This window comes from Paraburkholderia sp. BL6669N2 (assembly GCF_003387275.1).
Lineage (GTDB): Bacteria > Pseudomonadota > Gammaproteobacteria > Burkholderiales > Burkholderiaceae > Paraburkholderia.
This window is the reverse complement of sequence record NZ_QUNA01000003.1, coordinates 171,868-191,328: the sequence shown is the minus strand read 5'-3', so window position 1 is coordinate 191,328 and position 19,461 is coordinate 171,868. Positions and strand designations below refer to the sequence as shown.

General features: G+C 62.9%; 17 protein-coding genes and 3 pseudogenes. 5 read left to right on the top strand and 15 right to left on the bottom strand.

The genetic code is table 11. The annotated features are described in order from the left end of the window. Positions 1–65 precede the first annotated feature (65 nt). The gene (locus B0G80_RS44790; protein ID WP_258879293.1) at positions 66–320 is read right to left on the bottom strand and encodes a hypothetical protein; all 255 of its coding nucleotides are present in this window, start codon (positions 318–320) and stop codon (positions 66–68) included. A gap of 1,243 nt (positions 321–1,563) precedes the next feature. Between B0G80_RS44790 and B0G80_RS44785 the strand changes: the two genes are divergently transcribed. After that, positions 1,564–2,871 (top strand): MFS transporter, encoded by a 1,308-nt coding sequence (locus B0G80_RS44785; RefSeq protein ID WP_116124120.1) that lies wholly within the window; start codon positions 1,564–1,566, stop codon positions 2,869–2,871. A gap of 22 nt (positions 2,872–2,893) precedes the next feature. Here the strand turns inward: B0G80_RS44785 and B0G80_RS44780 are convergent, their stop codons facing one another. After that, positions 2,894–3,187 carry a helix-turn-helix domain-containing protein gene (locus tag B0G80_RS44780; RefSeq protein ID WP_116124119.1) on the bottom strand — a complete coding sequence of 98 codons (294 nt, stop codon included), beginning with the start codon at positions 3,185–3,187 and terminating at the stop codon, positions 2,894–2,896. Between B0G80_RS44780 and B0G80_RS44775 the strand changes: the two are divergent. From B0G80_RS44775 to B0G80_RS44765, 3 genes and pseudogenes are all read left to right on the top strand, one after another. Then, positions 3,150–3,313: pseudogene (locus B0G80_RS44775) on the top strand (IS6 family transposase); the annotation flags it as partial. The gene B0G80_RS44780 and the pseudogene B0G80_RS44775 overlap by 38 nt on opposite strands. 664 nt (positions 3,314–3,977) lie before the next feature. Further along, entirely contained in the window at positions 3,978–5,531 is a 1,554-nt protein-coding gene (ltrA, locus tag B0G80_RS44770; protein WP_258879292.1) for a group II intron reverse transcriptase/maturase, read from the top strand. A gap of 62 nt (positions 5,532–5,593) precedes the next feature. Continuing rightward, positions 5,594–6,039, top strand: a pseudogene (locus B0G80_RS44765) (IS6 family transposase); the annotation flags it as partial. A gap of 812 nt (positions 6,040–6,851) precedes the next feature. On the opposite strand, the gene B0G80_RS44755 reads toward B0G80_RS44765, so the two are convergent. The 8 genes and pseudogenes from B0G80_RS44755 to B0G80_RS44720 all read right to left on the bottom strand — a co-directional run bounded on the left by B0G80_RS44755 (position 6,852) and on the right by B0G80_RS44720 (position 12,545). Next, positions 6,852–8,021 (bottom strand): IS91 family transposase, encoded by a 1,170-nt coding sequence (locus tag B0G80_RS44755; RefSeq protein ID WP_116120096.1) that lies wholly within the window; start codon positions 8,019–8,021, stop codon positions 6,852–6,854. 23 nt (positions 8,022–8,044) lie between these two features. Continuing rightward, the gene (locus B0G80_RS44750; protein ID WP_116120094.1) at positions 8,045–8,920 is read right to left on the bottom strand and encodes a site-specific integrase; all 876 of its coding nucleotides are present in this window, start codon (positions 8,918–8,920) and stop codon (positions 8,045–8,047) included. Positions 8,921–9,444: 524 nt separating this feature from the next. After that, a pseudogene (locus B0G80_RS48420) lies at positions 9,445–9,687 on the bottom strand (hypothetical protein); the annotation flags it as partial. 153 nt (positions 9,688–9,840) lie between these two features. Continuing rightward, a complete protein-coding gene (locus B0G80_RS44740; RefSeq protein WP_116124116.1) occupies positions 9,841–10,515 on the bottom strand; it encodes a GntR family transcriptional regulator in 675 nt (224 codons plus the stop codon). 126 nt (positions 10,516–10,641) lie between these two features. Further along, a complete protein-coding gene (locus tag B0G80_RS44735) occupies positions 10,642–11,589 on the bottom strand; it encodes an alpha/beta hydrolase (protein ID WP_116124115.1) in 948 nt (315 codons plus the stop codon). Beyond that, positions 11,583–11,861, bottom strand: a complete 279-nt coding sequence (locus tag B0G80_RS44730) for a 2Fe-2S iron-sulfur cluster-binding protein (protein ID WP_116124114.1) — start codon at positions 11,859–11,861, stop codon at positions 11,583–11,585. The genes B0G80_RS44735 and B0G80_RS44730 overlap by 7 nt, the downstream gene beginning before the upstream one ends. Before the next feature lie 22 nt (positions 11,862–11,883). Then, complete coding sequence (locus tag B0G80_RS44725) at positions 11,884–12,183, bottom strand: hypothetical protein (protein ID WP_116124173.1); 300 nt, start codon at positions 12,181–12,183, stop codon at positions 11,884–11,886. Positions 12,184–12,236: 53 nt separating this feature from the next. Continuing rightward, positions 12,237–12,545 (bottom strand): 2Fe-2S iron-sulfur cluster-binding protein, encoded by a 309-nt coding sequence (locus B0G80_RS44720; RefSeq protein ID WP_116124113.1) that lies wholly within the window; start codon positions 12,543–12,545, stop codon positions 12,237–12,239. Positions 12,546–12,780: 235 nt separating this feature from the next. Here B0G80_RS44720 and B0G80_RS44715 point away from each other — a divergent pair, with 235 nt between their 5' ends. Then, positions 12,781–13,710, top strand: a complete 930-nt coding sequence (locus tag B0G80_RS44715) for an ornithine cyclodeaminase family protein (protein ID WP_116124112.1) — start codon at positions 12,781–12,783, stop codon at positions 13,708–13,710. An 85-nt stretch (positions 13,711–13,795) separates the two neighbouring features. Here the strand turns inward: B0G80_RS44715 and B0G80_RS44710 are convergent, their stop codons facing one another. The 5 genes from B0G80_RS44710 to B0G80_RS44690 form a co-directional block, all read right to left on the bottom strand. Then, positions 13,796–14,563: a YjbE family putative metal transport protein gene (locus B0G80_RS44710; RefSeq protein WP_116124111.1), complete on the bottom strand. Its 768-nt coding sequence runs from the start codon at positions 14,561–14,563 to the stop codon at positions 13,796–13,798. A gap of 12 nt (positions 14,564–14,575) precedes the next feature. Continuing rightward, positions 14,576–16,201, bottom strand: a complete 1,626-nt coding sequence (locus tag B0G80_RS44705; protein ID WP_116124110.1) for a hypothetical protein — start codon at positions 16,199–16,201, stop codon at positions 14,576–14,578. Positions 16,202–16,368: 167 nt separating this feature from the next. Next, the gene (locus B0G80_RS44700) at positions 16,369–17,388 is read right to left on the bottom strand and encodes a 2Fe-2S iron-sulfur cluster-binding protein (RefSeq protein ID WP_116124172.1); all 1,020 of its coding nucleotides are present in this window, start codon (positions 17,386–17,388) and stop codon (positions 16,369–16,371) included. Between the two features lie 14 nt (positions 17,389–17,402). Continuing rightward, the gene (locus tag B0G80_RS44695) at positions 17,403–17,882 is read right to left on the bottom strand and encodes a heme-binding protein (protein WP_116124109.1); all 480 of its coding nucleotides are present in this window, start codon (positions 17,880–17,882) and stop codon (positions 17,403–17,405) included. Positions 17,883–17,900: 18 nt separating this feature from the next. After that, positions 17,901–19,355 (bottom strand): aldehyde dehydrogenase family protein, encoded by a 1,455-nt coding sequence (locus B0G80_RS44690; RefSeq protein WP_116124108.1) that lies wholly within the window; start codon positions 19,353–19,355, stop codon positions 17,901–17,903. Between the last annotated feature and the right edge of the window lie 106 nt (positions 19,356–19,461).

The window sequence follows — 19,461 nt, the reverse complement described above, 5'->3', positions numbered from 1 at the left end:
CTGTCCGGCGCGTTAACGCAGCCGTGCCCGACGTCCGTCAATTGGCGTCTGATGCATCACCACCACTATCGGTCATCCAGCCCGACCAGCGAAAAGATCTTGACGACTGATCCTGGCTTCGGTTGACGCTCACCCTGTTGCTGAATGAAGACTTGCATCGCGCGCGTCATCTCCTGACCTGAAAGTCTGCGATAGGCGCAGATGTTGTAGGTGACGCCGTGCTGCCGGTCTTTGATGAAATTATCTATTTTCGGCAGTTGTATGTTTTCCCCGAGAGTGTCATGCGATTTTCCGCGCGAGTTGTTCTCAACGTCATCCATACCGCCTCGCAGTGAAGAAGTCCACGAAAAAGAACCTGCCGCCCGTGGGGGCGGCGGGCTGAAAGATCGAGGGGTGGGGTTCGCTCGAGAGAAGCGCCCCTCGAAAGACCGAAGCCAGTTTAGTCGCTCAAAGCAGGCGGCGGACCCGCCCGGCGGATGCGATCACATTCTTGACCGAACACGACATAAGAAGGATTGGATTCATCCCCAGAACCGGTTAAAACATTCGGGTAAACATGACCTCGTAATCCGCCGCGACCGCGCGCCGGCGCTCAATCAGGCTACTCGGGCCACTCACGTAATTCGCGTGTTCGCCTGCTGGCGAGGCAGACAAACGGCCAAGAATTCAACCTAGAAAATCAACAAGAATACATTCAAAAAAAACGGGCGCAGATAGATATGATAGTGAAACCGCTGCCTATTGGCCACAATATTGGTCTTTAACAGCGGGCATTCTTTCCTTTTTCGAACAAGTCCTCAACGCCTCTCCTGCCACGTCCGATCGTTCAGAGATTGATGCCGCCGCAGTCAGTCGCCTTGACGAGCCACATCGCGAATGCTGGCGATGGCGACGTGGCATGGCAGATGAATCGCTCCGTTTCTGTGACTGACGGGATACCGGGTCAACGAAGTCTCGCGAATTCAGCGGCCGTCCTATGGCATCCCAGGCTCTCGTGACTGGGTGCGCCCGGGTGTCGCGCTGTACGGCGGCTCGCACACAGGTCAGTCGCGTCACATCAACGACGTCGGCTTGCGCACCTAGATGACGCTCATCAGCGAAGTGATCGGCGTGGCGGGATCTCCGTCGCTCTGGGGGACAGCGGTCGTTATGATTTAATGTCGGCGTGTTTGTCCGCGCCGGAGCCCGGAAGTACGGCGGGGTCGGCCGGTGTTTGATCAATACCTGCCCCATCGTATCCCACGATAGCGGCTCGCGCCTGCCCGGTCATGTTCGTCAACTGGTTACAATCATTGCCAAGATTCGTGACCTCGTGTGCCCGATTAGATGCGACGTGGCATCAATGGCATTCTGAACGTTGTAGCCGTGACCGCCGGCGCCACTGACCTGTCATTCCCTGCCAGACGAAGGACGGAGCCACATACCGCGGGAGCAGTTTTTTGCTCATCGATTTGTGCGCAATCGATCAGCGAACGAGCGCACGTGGTATCGTGCAACGCGTCGCGCAGTCCGAATGCGTTTTCAACGATAAACGCACGCCGTTATAGACGACCCTACAACAGAATGTTCACGCTTCGCGTCGCCACAGGCGATCAACCGCCCGGCAATCAAGAAAATCCCGCAGAGCTTTTCAGAGCTGTTGTCGCAGCATCGCTTGTGACTGGCCTCGAAATGTTCGATTTCACCGTTTTCGGATTCTTCGCGGTGACGATCGGAGACCATGTCTTCCCAGCGAAAGATCCGATGACTTCGTTACTGTGGGCAGTCGGCACATTCGGCGTCGGCTTTTTCATGCGACCTGTTGGCGCGATGATCATCGGCGCTTACGCGGACCGCGTGGGCCGCCGCGCAGCGATGACAAGGACCAGCTGGATGATGGCTCTAGGTACGGCGGCGCTTGCCTTCTGTCCGTCGTTTGCCAGCATAGGCGTGATTGCGCCGCTCGCTGTCATCGCCGGTCGGTCGTTGCAGGGTTTTGCCGTCGGCGGCGACATCGGTGTTGCCGCGACCTTTGTGATGGAGGCAGGGCCTGCGTCGCGTCGCGGCTATCTGGTCAGCTGGCAACTCGTTAGCCAGGGGGCGGCCGCGTTGTTGGGCGCGAGCTTGGGCGTGCTACTCACCAGCACCATGTCACGGGCTGCTCTTGCTTCGTGGGGCTGGCGGATCCCGTTCCTGATCGGTCTGCTGATTGCGCCAGTTGTTCTCTACGTCCGCTACCGCCTTCGCGATGATGCGATTCCCACCAACACCGCCAGACATGCCCGCACACCGCTCGCAGAACTGCGTCGCGAACATGGGACGACGATCCTGCTGGCGATGCTGATGATGATGGGGCAAACCATACCGGTCTACGCGATCGTCTACTACATGCCGAGCTATGCGACTCGCGTGATGCACCTGCCCGCCGTCATCGGATATTTGTCCTCCGCGTTGTCTGCGCTGCTGCTTGTCGTCATTCCGCCGCTGTCCGGCCGTCTCATCGACCGTCTGCCTCGCCGCAAGCCACTGGCCCTTATTGCCTCCGGATGCACGGCGTCTCTGGTCTATCCGGTCTTTCTGATGATTACCCGTGCGACCAGCGCGCTGCCTGTCTTGTTTGGCGTCGCGCTCATTAGCACAATGGTGGCGCTCGGCGCCGGCGCCGTCGCCCTGCTTGTGCTTGAAGCGCTTCCTGCGCGGGTGCGCGCCAGCGGCATGGCCGTCTCGCATGCCTTGCACGTCGCCTTATTCGGCGGTACCGCTCAGTTCATCGTTACGGGATTGATCAGATGGACCGGCGATCCGATGTCTGCAGCTTGGTATGTGATGCCAGCATGTTCGGTGAGCTTTTGTGCGCTGATACTGTTCAAGGAGCAGCGCTTCGAAACTTGAACCGACGGGCACGCACGGACACCTATCGCCGTGTCTGAACCACCTTGCCGGCCAAAGCCCGAAAATCCTGCGGCGCCATGCCGTAGGCCCGTCCGAAGGCGCGCGTGAAATCAGACGCGCTTTTGAAGCCGAGTCCATAGGCAATCGCTGTGACCGCCAAGTGTGGATACCGAATCAACTCATTGGCCGCACGGCGTAGCCTCAGGTGGCGGATATAAGGTTTTGTCGCAATAGGCCGGTCCGCTATGTGCGGAACTATATAGATGACGGAAAGCTTGATGACGACGTTGAATCTGGCGGTGGCCCGAGTGCTCAAACGCCTCCATTACCCGCTTGATGTGATGCTGACGTGCGTGCGTTGGTACGTGGCTTATCCGCTGAGCCTGCGTTTCGCCGTCGAAAGCGCCCGGTTGGCAAGAGCTGGCGCATGGACGAGACGTACGGTACGCCCAGCCAACGTAGCCCGCCCACATGGGGGTGAAGTTGCTTGAGCATGTTTGGAATGCAGGACCCGGTGGAGTTGAAGTCGCAGTACCGGGACATGCCCTTTCTCTGCTGCGAGAGAAAGTGAGCCGAAGCGGCGGTGACTTGCTGACACTAGCAAGGTGACGAAGTCCGTGGGAAACGGAGCTTGCGGCGAAGCGGTTACGCCAAGATGAGCTTCTAGGCTGAGCATGGGACGGTTGAGGGACACGAACCTATTGAAACGCATCTGAGGGTTGAATCGTCACCCCTGCCTACACCGCTTAAGAGGCAGGACGCGGATCGGCGCCGGTCACACGTATGGACTGATGCCGCGAACGCTGGCTGGAGATGTATGCCGGCCAACTGGAACCACGGAGAGCGCGCAGCTAGACCGTGGTGTCTGCGACGACTTGCGGCAAGCAAGGATAAAGACTGCGATAGGCAACCTCGCCCATGCGTTGAGTCCAGCATGTGAACTGGGGAAGGCTTGCATAAATGACAAGGGAGTGTGCCCCCGATGATATGCAGGCTGGCGGAGCCTCTGTAGTAGTCCGAGGCCGGGAAAGCCGGTTACATGGCGAAGGGAGGCAGTTGAAGTGGTTTGCTGGGTTGATTAACTGACCATAGTGAGGTGAAGACCTTTGATAATCAGTGAAATGCAAAGCAAACTGGCGACATGGTCGACGGAGGACAAAGAACGCAAGTTCGATCGACTTCTGAGACTGATTGCCGACAGGATTTGGCTGAGCGAAGCGGCTCGCATTACGCTGGCCTCCAGCGGAGCTCGCACGCCGGGTGTGGACGGTGTCAGCAAGCGCATGATGGAGGAGAATCTCCAGCATGAACTGGCGACGATACGCGACGAACTGTTGGCGGGCTCGTATAGTCCGCTACCGGCGCGCCGCGTGTACATCCCGAAAGCGAACGGCAAGCTCAGGCCACTCGGCATCCCGAGTCTGCGGGATCGAATTGTTCAACGGGCCATGCTGATGGCGATGGAGCCGATCTGGGAGAGTGATTTCCACCCGGCTTCACATGGCTTCAGACCGGCCCGCAGCGTACACCACGCTGTGCGCATGGTGAGACTTCAGTTAACGGCTGGAGATGAGCAGAGTGCTGCGGGACGTTGGGTCATCGAGGGCGACCTCGCCAGCTACTTCGACACCGTTCATCACCGCCTGCTACTGAAGGGGATCCGCAAGCGCATCGCCGATCAGCGCTTTCTTGCCCTGCTCTGGAAGTTCATCAAGGCGGGCTGCGTTGATCATGGTCTATTCCGTGCTGCTAGTGAAGGTGTTCCTCAAGGCGGAGTTATCTCGCCTCTGCTGTCCAACATCATGTTGCATGAGTTTGATGCGTGGATGGAAACGAACTTCCTGAACAAGAAGGTACGCAAGGACCGGTGGGCGTGGAACTTCGCTGTTCTCAAACAGCGGCCCATTGCTGTGCGGGAAAATCGACAGTGGAAACCAGCAGTATCCTACTGTCGTTATGCGGATGACTTTGTGGTGGTCGTAAAAGGAACCCGCGCGCACGCCGAAGCAATACGCGAAGCGTGTCGGGAGTTCCTGGAAGGCAAGCTGAAGCTCACGCTGAATATGGAGAAGACCCATATCACGCATGTGAATGACGGTTTCGTCTTCCTCGGCCATCGAATCATTCGCAAGCGCGGACCACGCGGCAGCATGCGACCGGTGACGACAATTCCGTGGGAGAAGTATCGGGGCTTTGCCGAGCGGCTGGTCAAACAGCTGTCAAGCAATTACAGCATGAACCGGATGGATATGGTGGAAAGCCTGAATCGGCAACTGATGGGATGGGCAACCTTCTACCAGTACACCGACTACACGGCGACCCTGTTTAGCAGGTTGGACCGAACCGTCTTCTGGAAGCTAGGATATTGGCTTGCGCACAAGTACCGGCGTGGCTTCCGGTCGCTAATGCGCGATCATATCCGGGCCCCTGAACCGGGGAGGGCCACGACATGGGTGCTGCAAGGCCTGGATAGTCGGGGTCGGTACGGTGAAGTGGCGCTTCGGCGCCTCGTCACCAGCCGCAAGGGGCGATTCACTTGGCGAACCCCCATTGAAAATCCGTACATATTGCGCGATGAGACACGCCGCACCATCGAGTCGCGCTACGCTGATGTTGCCTTTGCTATGAGCGACACCTCAATGGAGAGCCGGATGCGCTGAGAGGTGCAAGTCCGGTTCGGGGAGGAGAAACAGGGAAATAGTTCGACTACGCCCTGTTTCTTACTCCACTCAAGGTGCGTGGCCAGTGGAAATACCTTTATCGCGCTGTCGACAGGGTCGGAAAGACGGTGGATTTCCTGCTTCGAGCCAATCGTGACAAGGCTGCCGCCCGTCGCTATTTCGAGAAAGCCATCGAGCACAACGGCGAGCCGGAGACCATCACAATGGATAAAAGCGGCGCCAGTCTGGCCGGCCTGCAAGCCATCAACGCCGAACGGGAAAAATGCCCATCAAGATCCGCCAGGTCAAATACCTGAACAACGTTGTCGAACAGGACCATCGCTCCATCAAACGGATTGTCAAACCGATGATGGGCTTCAAGGATTTTCGTTGCGCCCGGATCATCCTGTCGGGCACCGAAGTGATGCATATGATCAGGAAGGGGCAGATGAAACCCGCTGGGATCCAGTTGACTGCTGCAGAGCAATTCTATTCGCTGGTCATCTAAGTCATCCTTATCATATCGGTACTTTCTCATCCTGCCATCCTTATCGCGACAGAGCCGATAGTTGCGCAGGGCTTCGGCGCTCAAACATGATTGACCGAAATTGCCCGACCAACGCCCGATACCGGAGACGTTGAAACACGTCGAGACCTGACGAGCCGCAAGGTCATGCGATCCGACTCGCGGATTGCAGCGCAGCGTGACCGGTCGGCGTCGCCGCCCGCGTAGGTACGCGGTAGCGACGAACCTCCGTGCGGAGAATCTTTCGTGTGCAGGGCGTTCGCGTTGATCTCGCTGCGTTCTGCGAGGACGCAACCTGCAGCCAGTGCCCGGGCGATAGCGATTAGTTCGGTCAAGTACGCTGCCTCGGCGGTGCGGTCCACCCTGCCGGTTCCTGCTGAGGCGCAGGCGGGTATCAAAGTCGAGCAGACGCTCGGTAACGCCGATCAAGGACAATTGATCTTAAGGTTTGTTCGATGCCTGCCCGTGTCCACAGGCCTGGAGGTGCACGACGGGACGTGTGGGCAGGCGTTGAATAAACCTGAAGGGAGGAAACCGCGGGATGCCGCGATGCGGTGGGAAGCTTTGAGGCTATGGCGATTGATGAGCTGGGATGCCAGGCAGTGTTGCGGGATGCGCAGTCAGGCGGGGTGGCGGATCGGGACTGACGCGTTGACGAAGCGGCGCAGTGGCGCAGTCGGAAGGGCGAAGTGGACGTGGGAGCGACTGCGTGAAGCGACAGGCGCAAACGTCCGCTCGTGGGCCGCGTTGCCGCGAAGCCGACGGTCGGGTAGCACGTCCGGAAACCGTTGTATTCATGTCGGGCCCCGGCGCGTGGGGGGCGCGCGGATCGGTGCGGTGCGCGCGAGGATATCGATGACCATCATCGGCGCGCCGCAGTGGCGGCAGATGAAGGCGGGCCGTGTTTCCCTGACGGCTTCGCGCGGAGACGTGGCGACGCCGGTGGCAACGTGCAGCAGTTCGCGCACCTTCGCGAGTCTGGCGCGGCGCACCGGGTTGGCAAGCAGTCCGTAGTGACGGATGCGATGGAAGCCGCCAGGCAGGACATGCAGCATGAAGCGGCGCATGAACTCGCCGGCCTCGAGGGTCATGGTCTTGTAGCGGGTGCGCCCCTTCGCGCGATAGTCTTTCCAGCGGAACGTGACGCCGCGCTCGTCGAAGGCGAGCAGACGCTGGTTGGAAATCGCCACCCGGTGCGTATAGCGTGAGAGATACGCGAGTACCGCTTCGGGTCCCGCAAAGGGACGCTTGGCATAGACGACCCATTCGCAGGCACGCAGCGGCGCGAGCCATGCGGTGAAGACGGCCGGATCGGTGAGGCTGGCATATTCGCCGAAGAACTGCAGTTGGCCCTGCCGGTGCGCCGCTTCGAGTGCCTCCAGGAAGCGGCGCCGGAACAGGCGTGACAGGACGCGCACCGGCAGGAAGAAGCCGGGCTGGCAGGCGATCCACCGCTGCCCGTCGGGCGACAGGCCGCCGCCGGGGACGATGCCATGCACGTGCGGGTGATGCGTAAGCGCCGAGCCCCACGTGTGCAGCACGAGCGTGGTGCCGATCTGCGCGCCGAGGTGCCTGGGGTCTGCCGCGATGGTACGCAGCGTCTCGGCGGCGATATCGAACAGCAGCCCATAGAGCACCGCCTTGTTGTACCAGGCGATCGCACTGATCGCGGCAGGTAGCGTGAAGACGACGTGGTAATACTCCACAGGCAGCAGGTCGGCCTGACGTGCCTCGAGCCACCGGTGTGCGGCGCTCGCCTGGCACTTTGTGCAATGTCTATTACGACACGAGTTATAGGCGATCTCAACCTTTGCGCAGCCGGAACAGCGCAGCACATGTCCCCCCAGCGCCGCGCTGCGGCACTGTTCGATGGCCGACATGACCTTCAGCTGCCCCAGGCTCAGCGCTACTGTACGGCGCCACGCTGGCCCGCAGGCGCGGAAGATATCCGCGACCTCCAGCACGGAGGGCTCCGCGTGCGGCCGGGCTAGCCGGCGGGCAGGCGGTCCAGTGGACTGATCACCTTGCGCAGGAGATCAGTGGCGACCTGGGTATAGAGCGTGGTGGTCTCGATCTGCCTGTGTCCAAGGAGCACCTGGATCACGCGGATATCTTCCTTCTGTTCCAGCAGGTGCGTGGCAAACGAATGCCTCAGCGTATGCATGGAGACGCGCTTGTTGATGTTTGCGGCCTCGGCGGCCGCATGGATGGCGCGGGTCAGTTGCCGCGTGCTGAGCGGGTCGATCGGATCAAGGCCCGGAAAGAGCCACCCGCCATCGAGCATGCAGCCCTGGGCACGGGCCACGCGCCACCAGACGCGCAGACGTTCGAGCAGGACCGGCGAAAGCATCGCGTAGCGGTCGCGGCGGCCCTTGCCCTGCTCGATGCGCAGGGTCATGCGCTGGCTGTCGATGTCGCCGACCTTCAGCGCCACCACTTCGCTCGCACGCAGCCCGGCACCATAGGCGACCGACAGCGCGGTCTGATGCTTGAGGTTTCCAGCTGCCGCGATGAGCCGCCGCACCTCCTCGGGGCTGAGCACAACCGGGAGCGTGCGGGGCACGCGTACCGGCTGCATGCGCGCCATGAGCTCAGGCTTGCCGAGCGTGACTTCGAAGAAGAACTTCAGCCCGCTGATCGCGGCGTTCAGCGATATCGGAGACACGCCGTGATCGACCAGATGCAGCTGGTAGTCCCGGAGGTTCTCGACGGTGGCGGTATCGGGTGAACGCCCGAGGTATCGGGCGAACTGACGTACGGCACGCAGATAGGCGGCCTGGGTCCTGGGTGCGAACTTGCGCATGCGCAAGTCCTCAAGCATATGGCGGCGCATCGGGCTGACGCGCGGATCGGAGGAGGTCATGATGGGGCTCCTGCTGGAGGGCGAGGCGGATTGCCTCAACCACCAACATAACCACCGGCGCCACTGGCCTCCCATTCGCCGCCAGAGTCGGGCCGCAGCCCCCTACCGCGCGAGCGGTTTAGTCCAATCGGCCTTTGCGGACATTGGGGTGGCCTGGGTTCTACGTCAGCAGTGTGGCGGACTGCTGACGGTGGCGGCATCGAGCAGCCGGACGGCAGCTTCCTGCATCAGCGAACTCACACTCCCGACTCATTGCTGCCGGTGGGGCCGTCGAAGCCAGAAGGGCTGGCTTCTGGATGGTAACGGTCATTCGATACTGTCAGTCGGGAACAAGTCATTGGCCGGTGCGACCGGCGGGCCGCCCCTGCCTTGATCAATTACGGTCCGAAGTCGAAAGGCGGCAGGGCCAGAACGTGTCACCGAAGATCACTCGAAACGATAATTGAGCGGGCACGCCGACAAGCAGCCCTAGCGATAGACTGCGCGGAGACGCCGGCCGGTGGCGACGGTTCTCAGTGCACTAGCTACGCGACATCAGCACGTATCCTGCCCCCAGTAATAAGGATGGCGGTAGTGACTTCGCAGTTCGGCTGCGGCGACTGAATAGACGTCTCCAATATCGTTGGTTCTCGCCAGGCGTTGAAAGAACGCATTCGAAAACTGCATGGTTTCCTGTCGTCGACCAGCCACGAGGTCACGATCAGGCACTTCGCTCCTGCAGCAAACGGTCCTCGTGTGAACCCCATCACCTCGTTGCCAGCGTCGACTTCACCGGTCCCGTCTGACGTGCGCCCAGGAACGCTATCTCTGTCTTTGACAGATCGGCAGTTGCGATGTCAGATGCGCGCAGCAACACGCCGCGGCCAGACGGGTCGAGCAACAGAAATGATGCCATTGGATACACGGGATTCTGCAATCCGTCAGCGCGCAAAACGCTCGAGATAATGCTGCGCCGCGCGCGTCACATGGCGCTCGGCGAGCAAGGCCGCGAGCGCCGCATCGCCAGATTGCACCGCGCGCAGGATCGCCGCGTGTTCGTGCCAGGTAACGCGCACCTCTTCGTCGTTCGCGTTCAGGAACAGTATGCGCGTACGGTCGCGCAGCGAGCGCATCAGGTCCGACAGCATCGAATTGGCGCCGGCCGCGTACAGCAGGTCGTGAAAGCGCGCGTTCAGTTCGAGCAGGCCCGCGGCCTCGCCGGCCGCCACCTTCGCGTTGCCCTCCTGCAGCACCGCCTCGATCTGCGCGACGAGTTCCGGCGTGCAATGCTCGGCGGCGAGGCGCGCGTTGAGTCCTTCGAGGGTCGCGCGGATCTGCACCATCTCGCGCGCCGCCGAAGGATCAAGCGACGCGACCACCGCGCCATGCCGCGGGCGCACCTCGACGAGCCCCTCCGCCGCGAGCGCGCGCAGCGCTTCGCGCACCGGCACGCGCGACACTTCCAGCTCCTCCGCGATCCGGCCTTCGACCAGCCTGTCGCCGGGCGCGTACTCACCCGTTGTGATCGACTCGCGCAAGCGGGCGATCACCAGCTCCGAAAGCTGCTTGTGCATGATCGGCTCACGCCCGTTTGCGCTGATGGCTCCCCGCACCATGTTGACTCTCCACGTCTGACCGTTGCTCCAACTGTTGGCGCAATTCTAGCAGCGCCAGGGTTTTCGTAGACTGTAGACATGATACGAAACGCGAATGTGCTGCGCGCCGTCATGCAACGTGCGCGGTCAACGCGGCGCCGACGCGATGACCGCGAGAATTTCGCGTCCCAGATACTCCTCGCCGGAATTGAAATGCGCGACGATCGACGTGTGATTGTGGCCGCGCATCTGCACGAAACGCGGCGGCACGCCGCGATGGCGCAGCAGGTCGATAAAGAAGGCGGCGCCGTAGTCGTCGAGAAAGCGGTTTTCGTGTTCGGCCACCGCGATCATCACCGGTACATCGCAGCGAGCCGCGTGTGTGAGCGGCGAGCGCTCGGCGTAGCGCGATTCGTCCGCGCCGAAATAGGCGCGCACCGGGCCCGCGTTCGGATTGCGCGGATCGACGTCGGCAAAAAGACGCGCGCTGATCAGCACGAGACCGGCCACATCGCGCGGTCTCACAGCGTCCGCGAGCGTCGGATCGAACAGGCAGCTCGCCGCGTGCGCGCCGCCCGCCGAATGCCCGATCACGAAGATGCGCGCGGGGTCGACGCGCCAGCGCGCAGCATGTTCGCGCAGCCAGCCGAGCGCGCTGGCGACGTCCTGCGCGCCGCCCGGCCACGGCGCTTCGTCCGCGAGACGGTATTCGACGTTCACCGCGACGAAGCCCTGACGCGCAAACCAGTGACACACGTTGTCGTAGATCGCGCCGTTCACGCTTTTGCTGCCGCGCACGAATGCGCCGCCGTGCACGAACAGCACGGCTTCGCGCGGGGTATCGGCACGTGTGTCGAGCGGCTCGAACACGTCGAGCACCTGACGCGGATGCGCGCCATACGCAAGCTCACGTTCGACGCGCCTTTTGTCCATCGGCGCGGCCATCACGAGCGGCGTGTAGCAGTCGATCACCGCCTTGCGGTTCGCGATGATATCGTCATTCCAGCGCGGCCCCAGCGCGAGCATGTGCTCACGCTGCTCCGGAGCGAGCGGGCCGAACGGCGCGAACGCGGAGTCGTCCGCGCGGCTCACCATGACACGCTCACATTGCCATTGACGAAAGTCTGGCAAGCCATCCGGTAGCCGCTCGCCAGTTCCTCGGGGCTCAGGTGACGACGCTCCTTCTGCTTGACGTCGTCGGTATGTTCGCGGCCTGCTTCGACCTTGCACTTGCAGGTGCCGCACAGCCCGCCGCCGCATTTGAACGGAATGCCGCCCTGCTCGCGCAGCGACACGCGCAACAGGTTGCTATTGGCGGGCGCTTCGACGGTCTTGCCGCCATTGCTCAGGAAAGTGATCTGCACCATTGCGATTCCAGAATCCTCAGTCTCAGTTATTGCGCCGGCTCACGCGCGCCTCTTCGTGGCCGTGGCCGGTCAGGTCTTCGATTGATTGCAGAGCGTCACGCAGCGTCGCGAACTTCTCGAAGAATTTCGTCGGCACGAGGTTGACCGTCTGCGGCCCCGTTTCTTCGACGATGCGCACGCGCGAGTCGCCCTCAAGTTGCGCGACGACGAATTCGGCGACATGCCGCGCGCCGTAAAAGTAGTCATGCGTTTCGACAGGCGTGATGCCCGGCGTCGGCTCGCTGCGGTATTGGCCCGGCCGGCTCGTGAGTACGATGTACATGCGATGTCCCCGTTGCGGACGCCCGCCCGCGCGCTCCGCATTCATGTTGGCGTTCACGGCTCGACGGGCAGGTCGTCCTGCTCGAGTTCGATGTCGTGCTCGATCCACAACTGGCATGCGAGCCGGTAGCCCTCGTCGAGCCGTGCGCCCAGTTGCTTTTTCTCCTTCCAGTTAGGCGGCGGCAAATACTCGCCGCCCGCCAGCACGCGGCACGCGCAGCGCGCGCATTTGCCCATCCCGCACTCGTAGCGCAAATGCGGAAACGGAAACTGCTTGATGCCCGCGCGAACGACGAGATTGGTGTTTTCCTTCACCTCTGCCTCATACGCCTCTGCGTTCCTGCGGAACACGACGACTGGCATGCATCCTCCTGCGACGAGAATTACGGGGCCCTTCGCTTGAGTGCGAAAGCGATGGAATCAGTGTACCGCGTTTTGGAACATTGTATACCGTTATCAAACACATTAGCCTTGTGGAAAAGACGGCGGGGCCAAGACGCTCTGGTTCATGGCACTAGCGAATCTCCTCGCTGGTCGTCATTTCAATTTAGGTATACCGTATACGACGTTACGACCACTCAACCAAGGACACCAACCCATGATTCACTTGACCGACGCGCAAATAGACGAACTGATCGACTTCGGACACGCAATCCCCGCACTGGAAAGCGCATTTCGCCAACACGCGCGCGGGGCCGCCGCCGTCCAGCGGCGCGTGCGAACCGAAGCGGGCGGGACCAAGCTCTCCACACTCGGCGCGGTGCTGCCCGACGCCGATGTCGCCGGCGCAAAGGTCTACACGACAATTCGCGGCCAGTTCAATTTCGCGATCATCCTGTTCCGCGCATCCGACGGCCAATGCCTCGCCACGCTCGACGCGAACGCGATCACCCGCCTGCGCACCGCCGCGACCACCGTGCTCGCGGTGCGGCGTCTCGCGCGCAGCGGCGCGCACACCGCCGCGATCTTCGGCACGGGCGTGCAAGGCCGCGCGCATGCGCACGCGCTGGCGATGTTCACGGAGTTGAAGACGCTTCGGATCGTCGGCGTGGAAGGCGACGCCGAGCTTGCGCACGCGCTCAACGAAGCACACCGCGCGCGCGGCGTGACGGCGAGCGCAATGGACACCGCGCGGGCCGTCGACGGCGCCGACGTGGTCGTCACGGCAACGCGCGCGACCACACCGCTCTTCGACGGCAACGCAGTGATGCCGGGCGCGCTCGTCGCGGCGATCGGCTCCAGCCTGCCGCACGCGCGCGAGGTGAACGACACTGCTTTGTCCCGCGCGAGCCGAATCGTCGTGGAATTGCGCGATCAGTCGCGCGACGAAGCGGGCGATCTCGTGCTGGCCGCGCCCGGCGTGGTGGACTGGTCGAAGGTGGTTGAGTTGGGTGAGGTGCTCGAAGACGATACGCTCGCCCGTCAGCGTGACGACGAGATCATCGTGTACAAGGCGGTGGGGATCGGGTTGCAGGATGTTGCGCTCGCGGCGCTTGCGTATCGGCGGTTTGTCGAGCGCAACTGCTAAGGTCTGCGTGAAATGGCTCGGCTTGTGAGCCGGGCCATGTGCCATGTTGATCAGCTTCGTTGCATCTTCAGCGTCTCCTGCAACATCACCCCGCTCGCCAGCGCCTCAATCCGACCCGCTGCATGAACGGCACGAACAGCACGAGCGCGGCCATCGCAACGCACACCAGCACGCGGACAAGCCACTCGTTGCCCGCACCGTCGCCAATTGCGTCCGCGACGTCGCGCAACACTTGAGCCACATGCGGATCGGCGAGCAGCATATCGGCGGCGATCCATCCAAGCAGCGCCGAACCCAGCCAGATCACCAGCGGAAACCGTTCGATCATGCGAAGCATCACGGCACTGCCCAACGCGATAGCCGGCGCGCCCACCGCAAGCCCCGCCAGCACGACCGCGACACGCGATTCGGCCGGCAACGTCTCAGCCACCGCTGCTGTCGCAAGCCCGTTATCGAGGCTCATCGCGAAGTCGGCGAACAGGATCAGCGCGACAACGCGCCAGAGCGCCTTCGCAGCAGGCGCTTCGTCGGATTCGGCGTGGGACGCGCCATCGTCACGCAGCAACTGCATGCCGATCCACGCGAGCAACAGACCCGCGACCACATGCATGTATGGAATCGCGAGCAGATAGCCGATCGCGTAGACCATCGCGAAGCGCAGCACGATGCCGAGGCTCGTGCCGATCCAGACACCCGCGCGCCGTTGCTGCGGCGGCAGCGACCGGCACGCGAGCGCGATCGCAATCGCGTTGTCGCCGCCAAGAAGAAGGTTGATGAAAACGATCTGCAACACGGCGGGCGCGTAGTGCGCGAAGCCCGCCGCGAAGTCCTGCGAAAACCCGAGGAATGACATTGGCAGCCTTCCTCAAGCGAACATCACGGCCGCGAGCGTGGCGATCACGAGACCGCACACGACGGGCAGAAACAGCGCCCGCACCGCGTCGAGCACCGGCACGCGCGCGAAGCCCGTGACCGCGATCAGCGACGACCACGCGACCAGCGTGCCGCCGCCCGTCCACACTGCGCCCATCTGGCCGACCGCGGCGAGCGTTGCAGCGGGCAGGTGGACCATCGGCGCAAGCGCACCGGAGAGCGAACCCGTCAGCGGCAAACCCGCGAAGCCCGAACCGTCGATGCCGGTAATCATCCCCATCAGCAGAACGCCGAACGACACGAACAGCGGGTTCTGCGGAATAACCTGGCTGCACGCCTGCACGAGTTCGAACAGGAACGACGGCACATGTGCGCCCGCCGCCGCGCCGAGGATCGGTCCTGCCGTGCTCGCATCGCCGACGAAGAAGAAGCCCGCGATCGGCAGCACCGCGCCCATCGCCTTGAACGCGAACACGAAGCCGTCGATGATGTGCTCGGCCGTGCGGTCCAGAAAGCCTTTGCGTCCGTGCGAAAGCGTCGCGAGCATCATCAGCACGGCCGCCATCCCGCCGATCAGCGCGGCCGCGTCGCCGCCGCGAATCGCGCCCGAGCCGATCATGTCCGGCCGCATCATCACGACCACCACCGCGAGGAACGCGAGCGGCGTGGCGAGCGCGAATACCTTCGACCACAGTTCGCGGCGATCGAGCAGCACGTCGGCGGCGATCGGCGACATCTGCGTCATCTGCAATGCCGCGCCGCCTTGCGGCATCGGCGCAATCGACATCGCCGCGAGCGCGCCCTCGCCTTCCATGTGCGACGAAGAAGCTCCTTCATGTTCAGCCGCGAGATTGCCGCTCGTGCCGCGCGCAAGTTCGACCTTCGCGAAGCTGCCTTGATGCTCCGGTTCGCCGTCGGCGGTGACCAGGCCCTGCGTTTCCCACACGCTGAGATTCGCCGCCGACGGCGCCTTCACACGACCACGCACGACGGAGAACCACGTCATCCCGAGCGCAACGAAGCCGACGATCAACGACAACCCGAACGCGGTATTCGCGACCGTGAGCATGTCCGCGCCAGCGGCCCGCGCGCTGATGCCCGGCGCGACCTTGATCACATAGTCCGACGACAGCGCCATCCCCTGCCCCGCGATTGCGATTGCGGCCGCGGCGCCGAGCGGCGGCAAGCCCGCATAGACAGCAGCCGGAATCAGGATCGCACCGACGAGCGGCACCGCAGGCGTCGGCCAGAAAAACAGCGAAATCAGATACGTAATCAGCGCGAGAATGAAAAACGCCGCGTGCCCGTTGAACATGATGCGTTTGAACGGCCGCACCATGCGCACGTCCGCGCCGAGTTCGCGCAGGCCGTTGAGCAGCGCCGTCATCAGCGCGATCACGAGGAAGATATTGAACAGCTCATGCGCGGCCGTCAGGCTGCCCATGAAGATGGCCTGGAAGCCGACCAGCAGCTTGCCGGACCACGCGAATGCCACCGCGAAAGTCGCGAGAATCGCGGGCACGACCACATTTGCACGGAAGATCATCGTCGCGATGATCGCGACAACGCCAGCCAGATAACAGAAGTGTGCTGGCGTTAGAACAGCGATTGAGTGCATGGGAAGCCTCAGCTCGATAGGAGGTCGGGGACGATAGAGCGTTGTGTTGTGTTAATACTATTTGCTGCGACTCGCGGCAAAAAAAACCGTGCGAGTTTTTGTCGGTGATGCATCGGAATCGGGCGCAGTCCGCATCCGACCCTTGCTCGCGCGCCCTTTTTGCGGTTTCAGTCCGTTGCGTCAACGCATTGCGGGTGCTGGAACGTGAAGCTGTCTGCATACAGGTAGCGCACGCTCGCGCCATGAGCGACGAACGCGCTGCGCGCATCCGCGATCATTGCGGGCGATCCGCACAGATACAGCGAGTGCCCGGACAGATCGGGGTGATCCGCGAGCACCACGTGCTGCACGTAGCCACGTGCGCCGGACCAGTCGCCGTGCGCGCGTGAAAGCACCGGCACGTAGCGGAAGTCTTCGTGCGTTGCGGCCAAGTGCGCGAGTTCGTCGTGCAGATACAGATCGTGCTGCGTGCGCGCGCCCCAGTAGAGGTCGATCGGCGGCGACTCTCCGCTGTCGAGCAGCGTCGCGAGCATGCTGCGCAACGGCGCGATGCCGGTGCCCGTCGCGACCATCACGATCGGCCGGTAATCCTCCTCGTGATAGCCGAAGCCGCCGAGCGGCGCATCGATGTCAAGCGTGTCGCCGGCACGCATTGCGGCCAGCAGGTCCTGCGTGAAGTAGCCGCCGTCGATACGCCGGATGTGCAATTCGATATGCCCATCATCCGGACGCGAGGCCATCGAGAAGCTACGTGCCCCCGCTTCGCCGAGCAGCACGTTCAGATACTGACCGGGCCTGAACGTGAGCGGCGACGCGTGATCGAGCGCGAGCACGAGACGCGTGACGTCGCCGCTCAGCGCCTCCACCTTGCGCACCGTCGTCCGATGCCGCTGCGGCGGCACCGGCGCGGCAAGCACGCGTTCGGTGCTGATTTCGAGGTCCGCGAGCGCATGCGCCTGGCACATCAGCGCATAGCCCTCGGCGGCTTCTTCGGGCGACAGCGCGAGCGGCGGCTCCACGTAATTCACGCTGCCCGCCACCAGCTTCACGCGACACGTGCCGCAACCGCCGAACGCGCATTCGGACGGCAGCGTCACGCCCGCGCGCTGCGCCGCTTCGAGCACGGTTTCGTCGCTCGTCGCGTCGAAACTGCGCTGCGCCTCGATCCAGGTGATCCGATAGCTCACGATGGCCCTCGCACTCACAGCTTGATGTCGGCTTGCACGAGCACTTCGTGCCCGCTCTCGCGCAACGCGTCGCGCAGTGCGGCGAGACCCGCGAGACCCGCCTGGGTGTCCTGCTCGCCGTTGCCGCCTGATAATCCGATGCCGCCGACAACTTGCTGATCGACCACGATCGGAAAGCCCCCGACGAACGCCGCGAAGCGTCCCTCGAAGCTCCATTGAATGCCGAATGCTTCGTTGCCCGGCAGCGCGGGACCGTTGGGCGGCGTCGTGAACAGATGCGTCGAGCGCTTGTGGCCCGCCGCGGTGAAGGCCTTGTTCCACGCGATCTGCGGACCCGTCACGCGGCCGCCGTCCATGCGATCGAGCGCGAGCGGAAAGCCACCTTCGTCGCACACGCAGATGGATTCGCACACGCCGATCGCCTGCGAACGCGCGACCGCCGCCGCGACCATCAGGCGCGCTTCCGCCAGTTCGAGTTTGAAGAATGATTTCATGGTCAAATAATTTGCCGGTTAGATGCCGCGATAAACGGTCTTGGTCTGCAGATAAAATTCGAGCCCGTCGCGGCCCGATTCGCGGAAGGTGGCGGTGCTGGAACGCTTGAGTCCGCCGAACGGCGCGTTGACGAGATTGCCCGTCGTCGTGCGGTTGATCTTTACGGTGCCCGCTTCGATGTCGTTGGCGAAGCGGTGCATCAGCTTCGCGTCGCGTGTGACGAGCGCGGCGGCGAGGCCGTATTCGCTGTCGTTCGCAACCGCGATGGCGTCGTCGTAATCGTCTACGTCGATCACCGCGATCACCGGCCCGAAGATTTCTTCACGTGCGATGCGCGCATCGCGCGGCACGTCGGTGAAGATCGTCGGCGTCACGAAATAGCCGTGCGCGAAATCGCCGTCGCTCAGTTGCTCGCCCCCGCACACGAGCGTCCCTTCACGCTTGCCGGTTTCGATGTAGTCGAGCACCGTGCGCAATTGCCCCGCAGTCGCAAGCGGGCCGATGTCGATGTCCGGCTGCATGCCGCTGCCGACCTTCAACGCGGCGGTCTTTGCAGCCAGCCGCTCGACGAACGCTGCGCGAATCTCACGTGCCACCAGCACGCGGCTCGTGCCGGTGCATGCCTGGCCTGTTAGCGAGAAGCCGCCTTTGATCGTGAGATCGACGGCGAGATCGATGTCGCCCGCATCGAGCACGATCAGCGGGTTCTTGCCGCCCAACTCCATCTGTGTGCGCGTCGAGAGCGACGCGGCGCGGTGAATCTGTTCGCCCGCCGAGGTGGAACCGGTGAACGAAACGGCCCGCACTTCACGCGCGCCGACCAGCACGGGCCCGACCGCGCTCGCGCTGCCCGTGACGAAATTGAGCACGCCCTTTGGAATGCCCGCTTCGACGAACGCTTCGGCAAGGCGCAAGCCGCTCAACGGCGCATCCGATGCGGGCTTGAACACCACCGTGTTGCCACAGATCAGCGCGGGCGCGATCTTGCGCGCGGGGATCGACACCGGGAAGTTCCACGGCGAAATCACGGTCACCACACCGAGCGGCTCGCGCACGGTGTAGACCGTCGACGCGGCGTCGTCGCTCGGGAATGTTTCGCCACCATACGACTGCGCTTCGATCGCGTAGTAGCGCAGCGTCTGCGCCGCGCGCATGAACTCGTCCTTCGCGAGCGCTTTCTGCTTGCCCTCCTCGCGCGTCAGTTCTTCGCCGAAACGCGCGGCGTTCTGCTCCAGATACGCCGCGGCGTCGAGCAGGATCTTCGCGCGCGTGCCTGGCGTCTGGCGCTTCCACGCACCGAACGCTACGGCTGCGGCGCGCACAGCCGCGTGCGCATCGTCTTGCGACGAAGCCTGAAAGCGGCCGACCACGTCGCGCGTATCGGCCGGGTTGAGGTTGTCGAAGGTGGCGCCGGTGAGGCTCGCACACCATTCGCCGTCGATGTAGTTCTGAAACGTCGGTACGTTTGTCATGTCTGCAACGGCCCTGCAAAAGTGATCTGGTTTGCCCGTGACGGGCCGACGCGCGACGGAATAAAAAGAACGCGCGCCGGCCGCGCATCGGCCCTGGAAAGGCGCG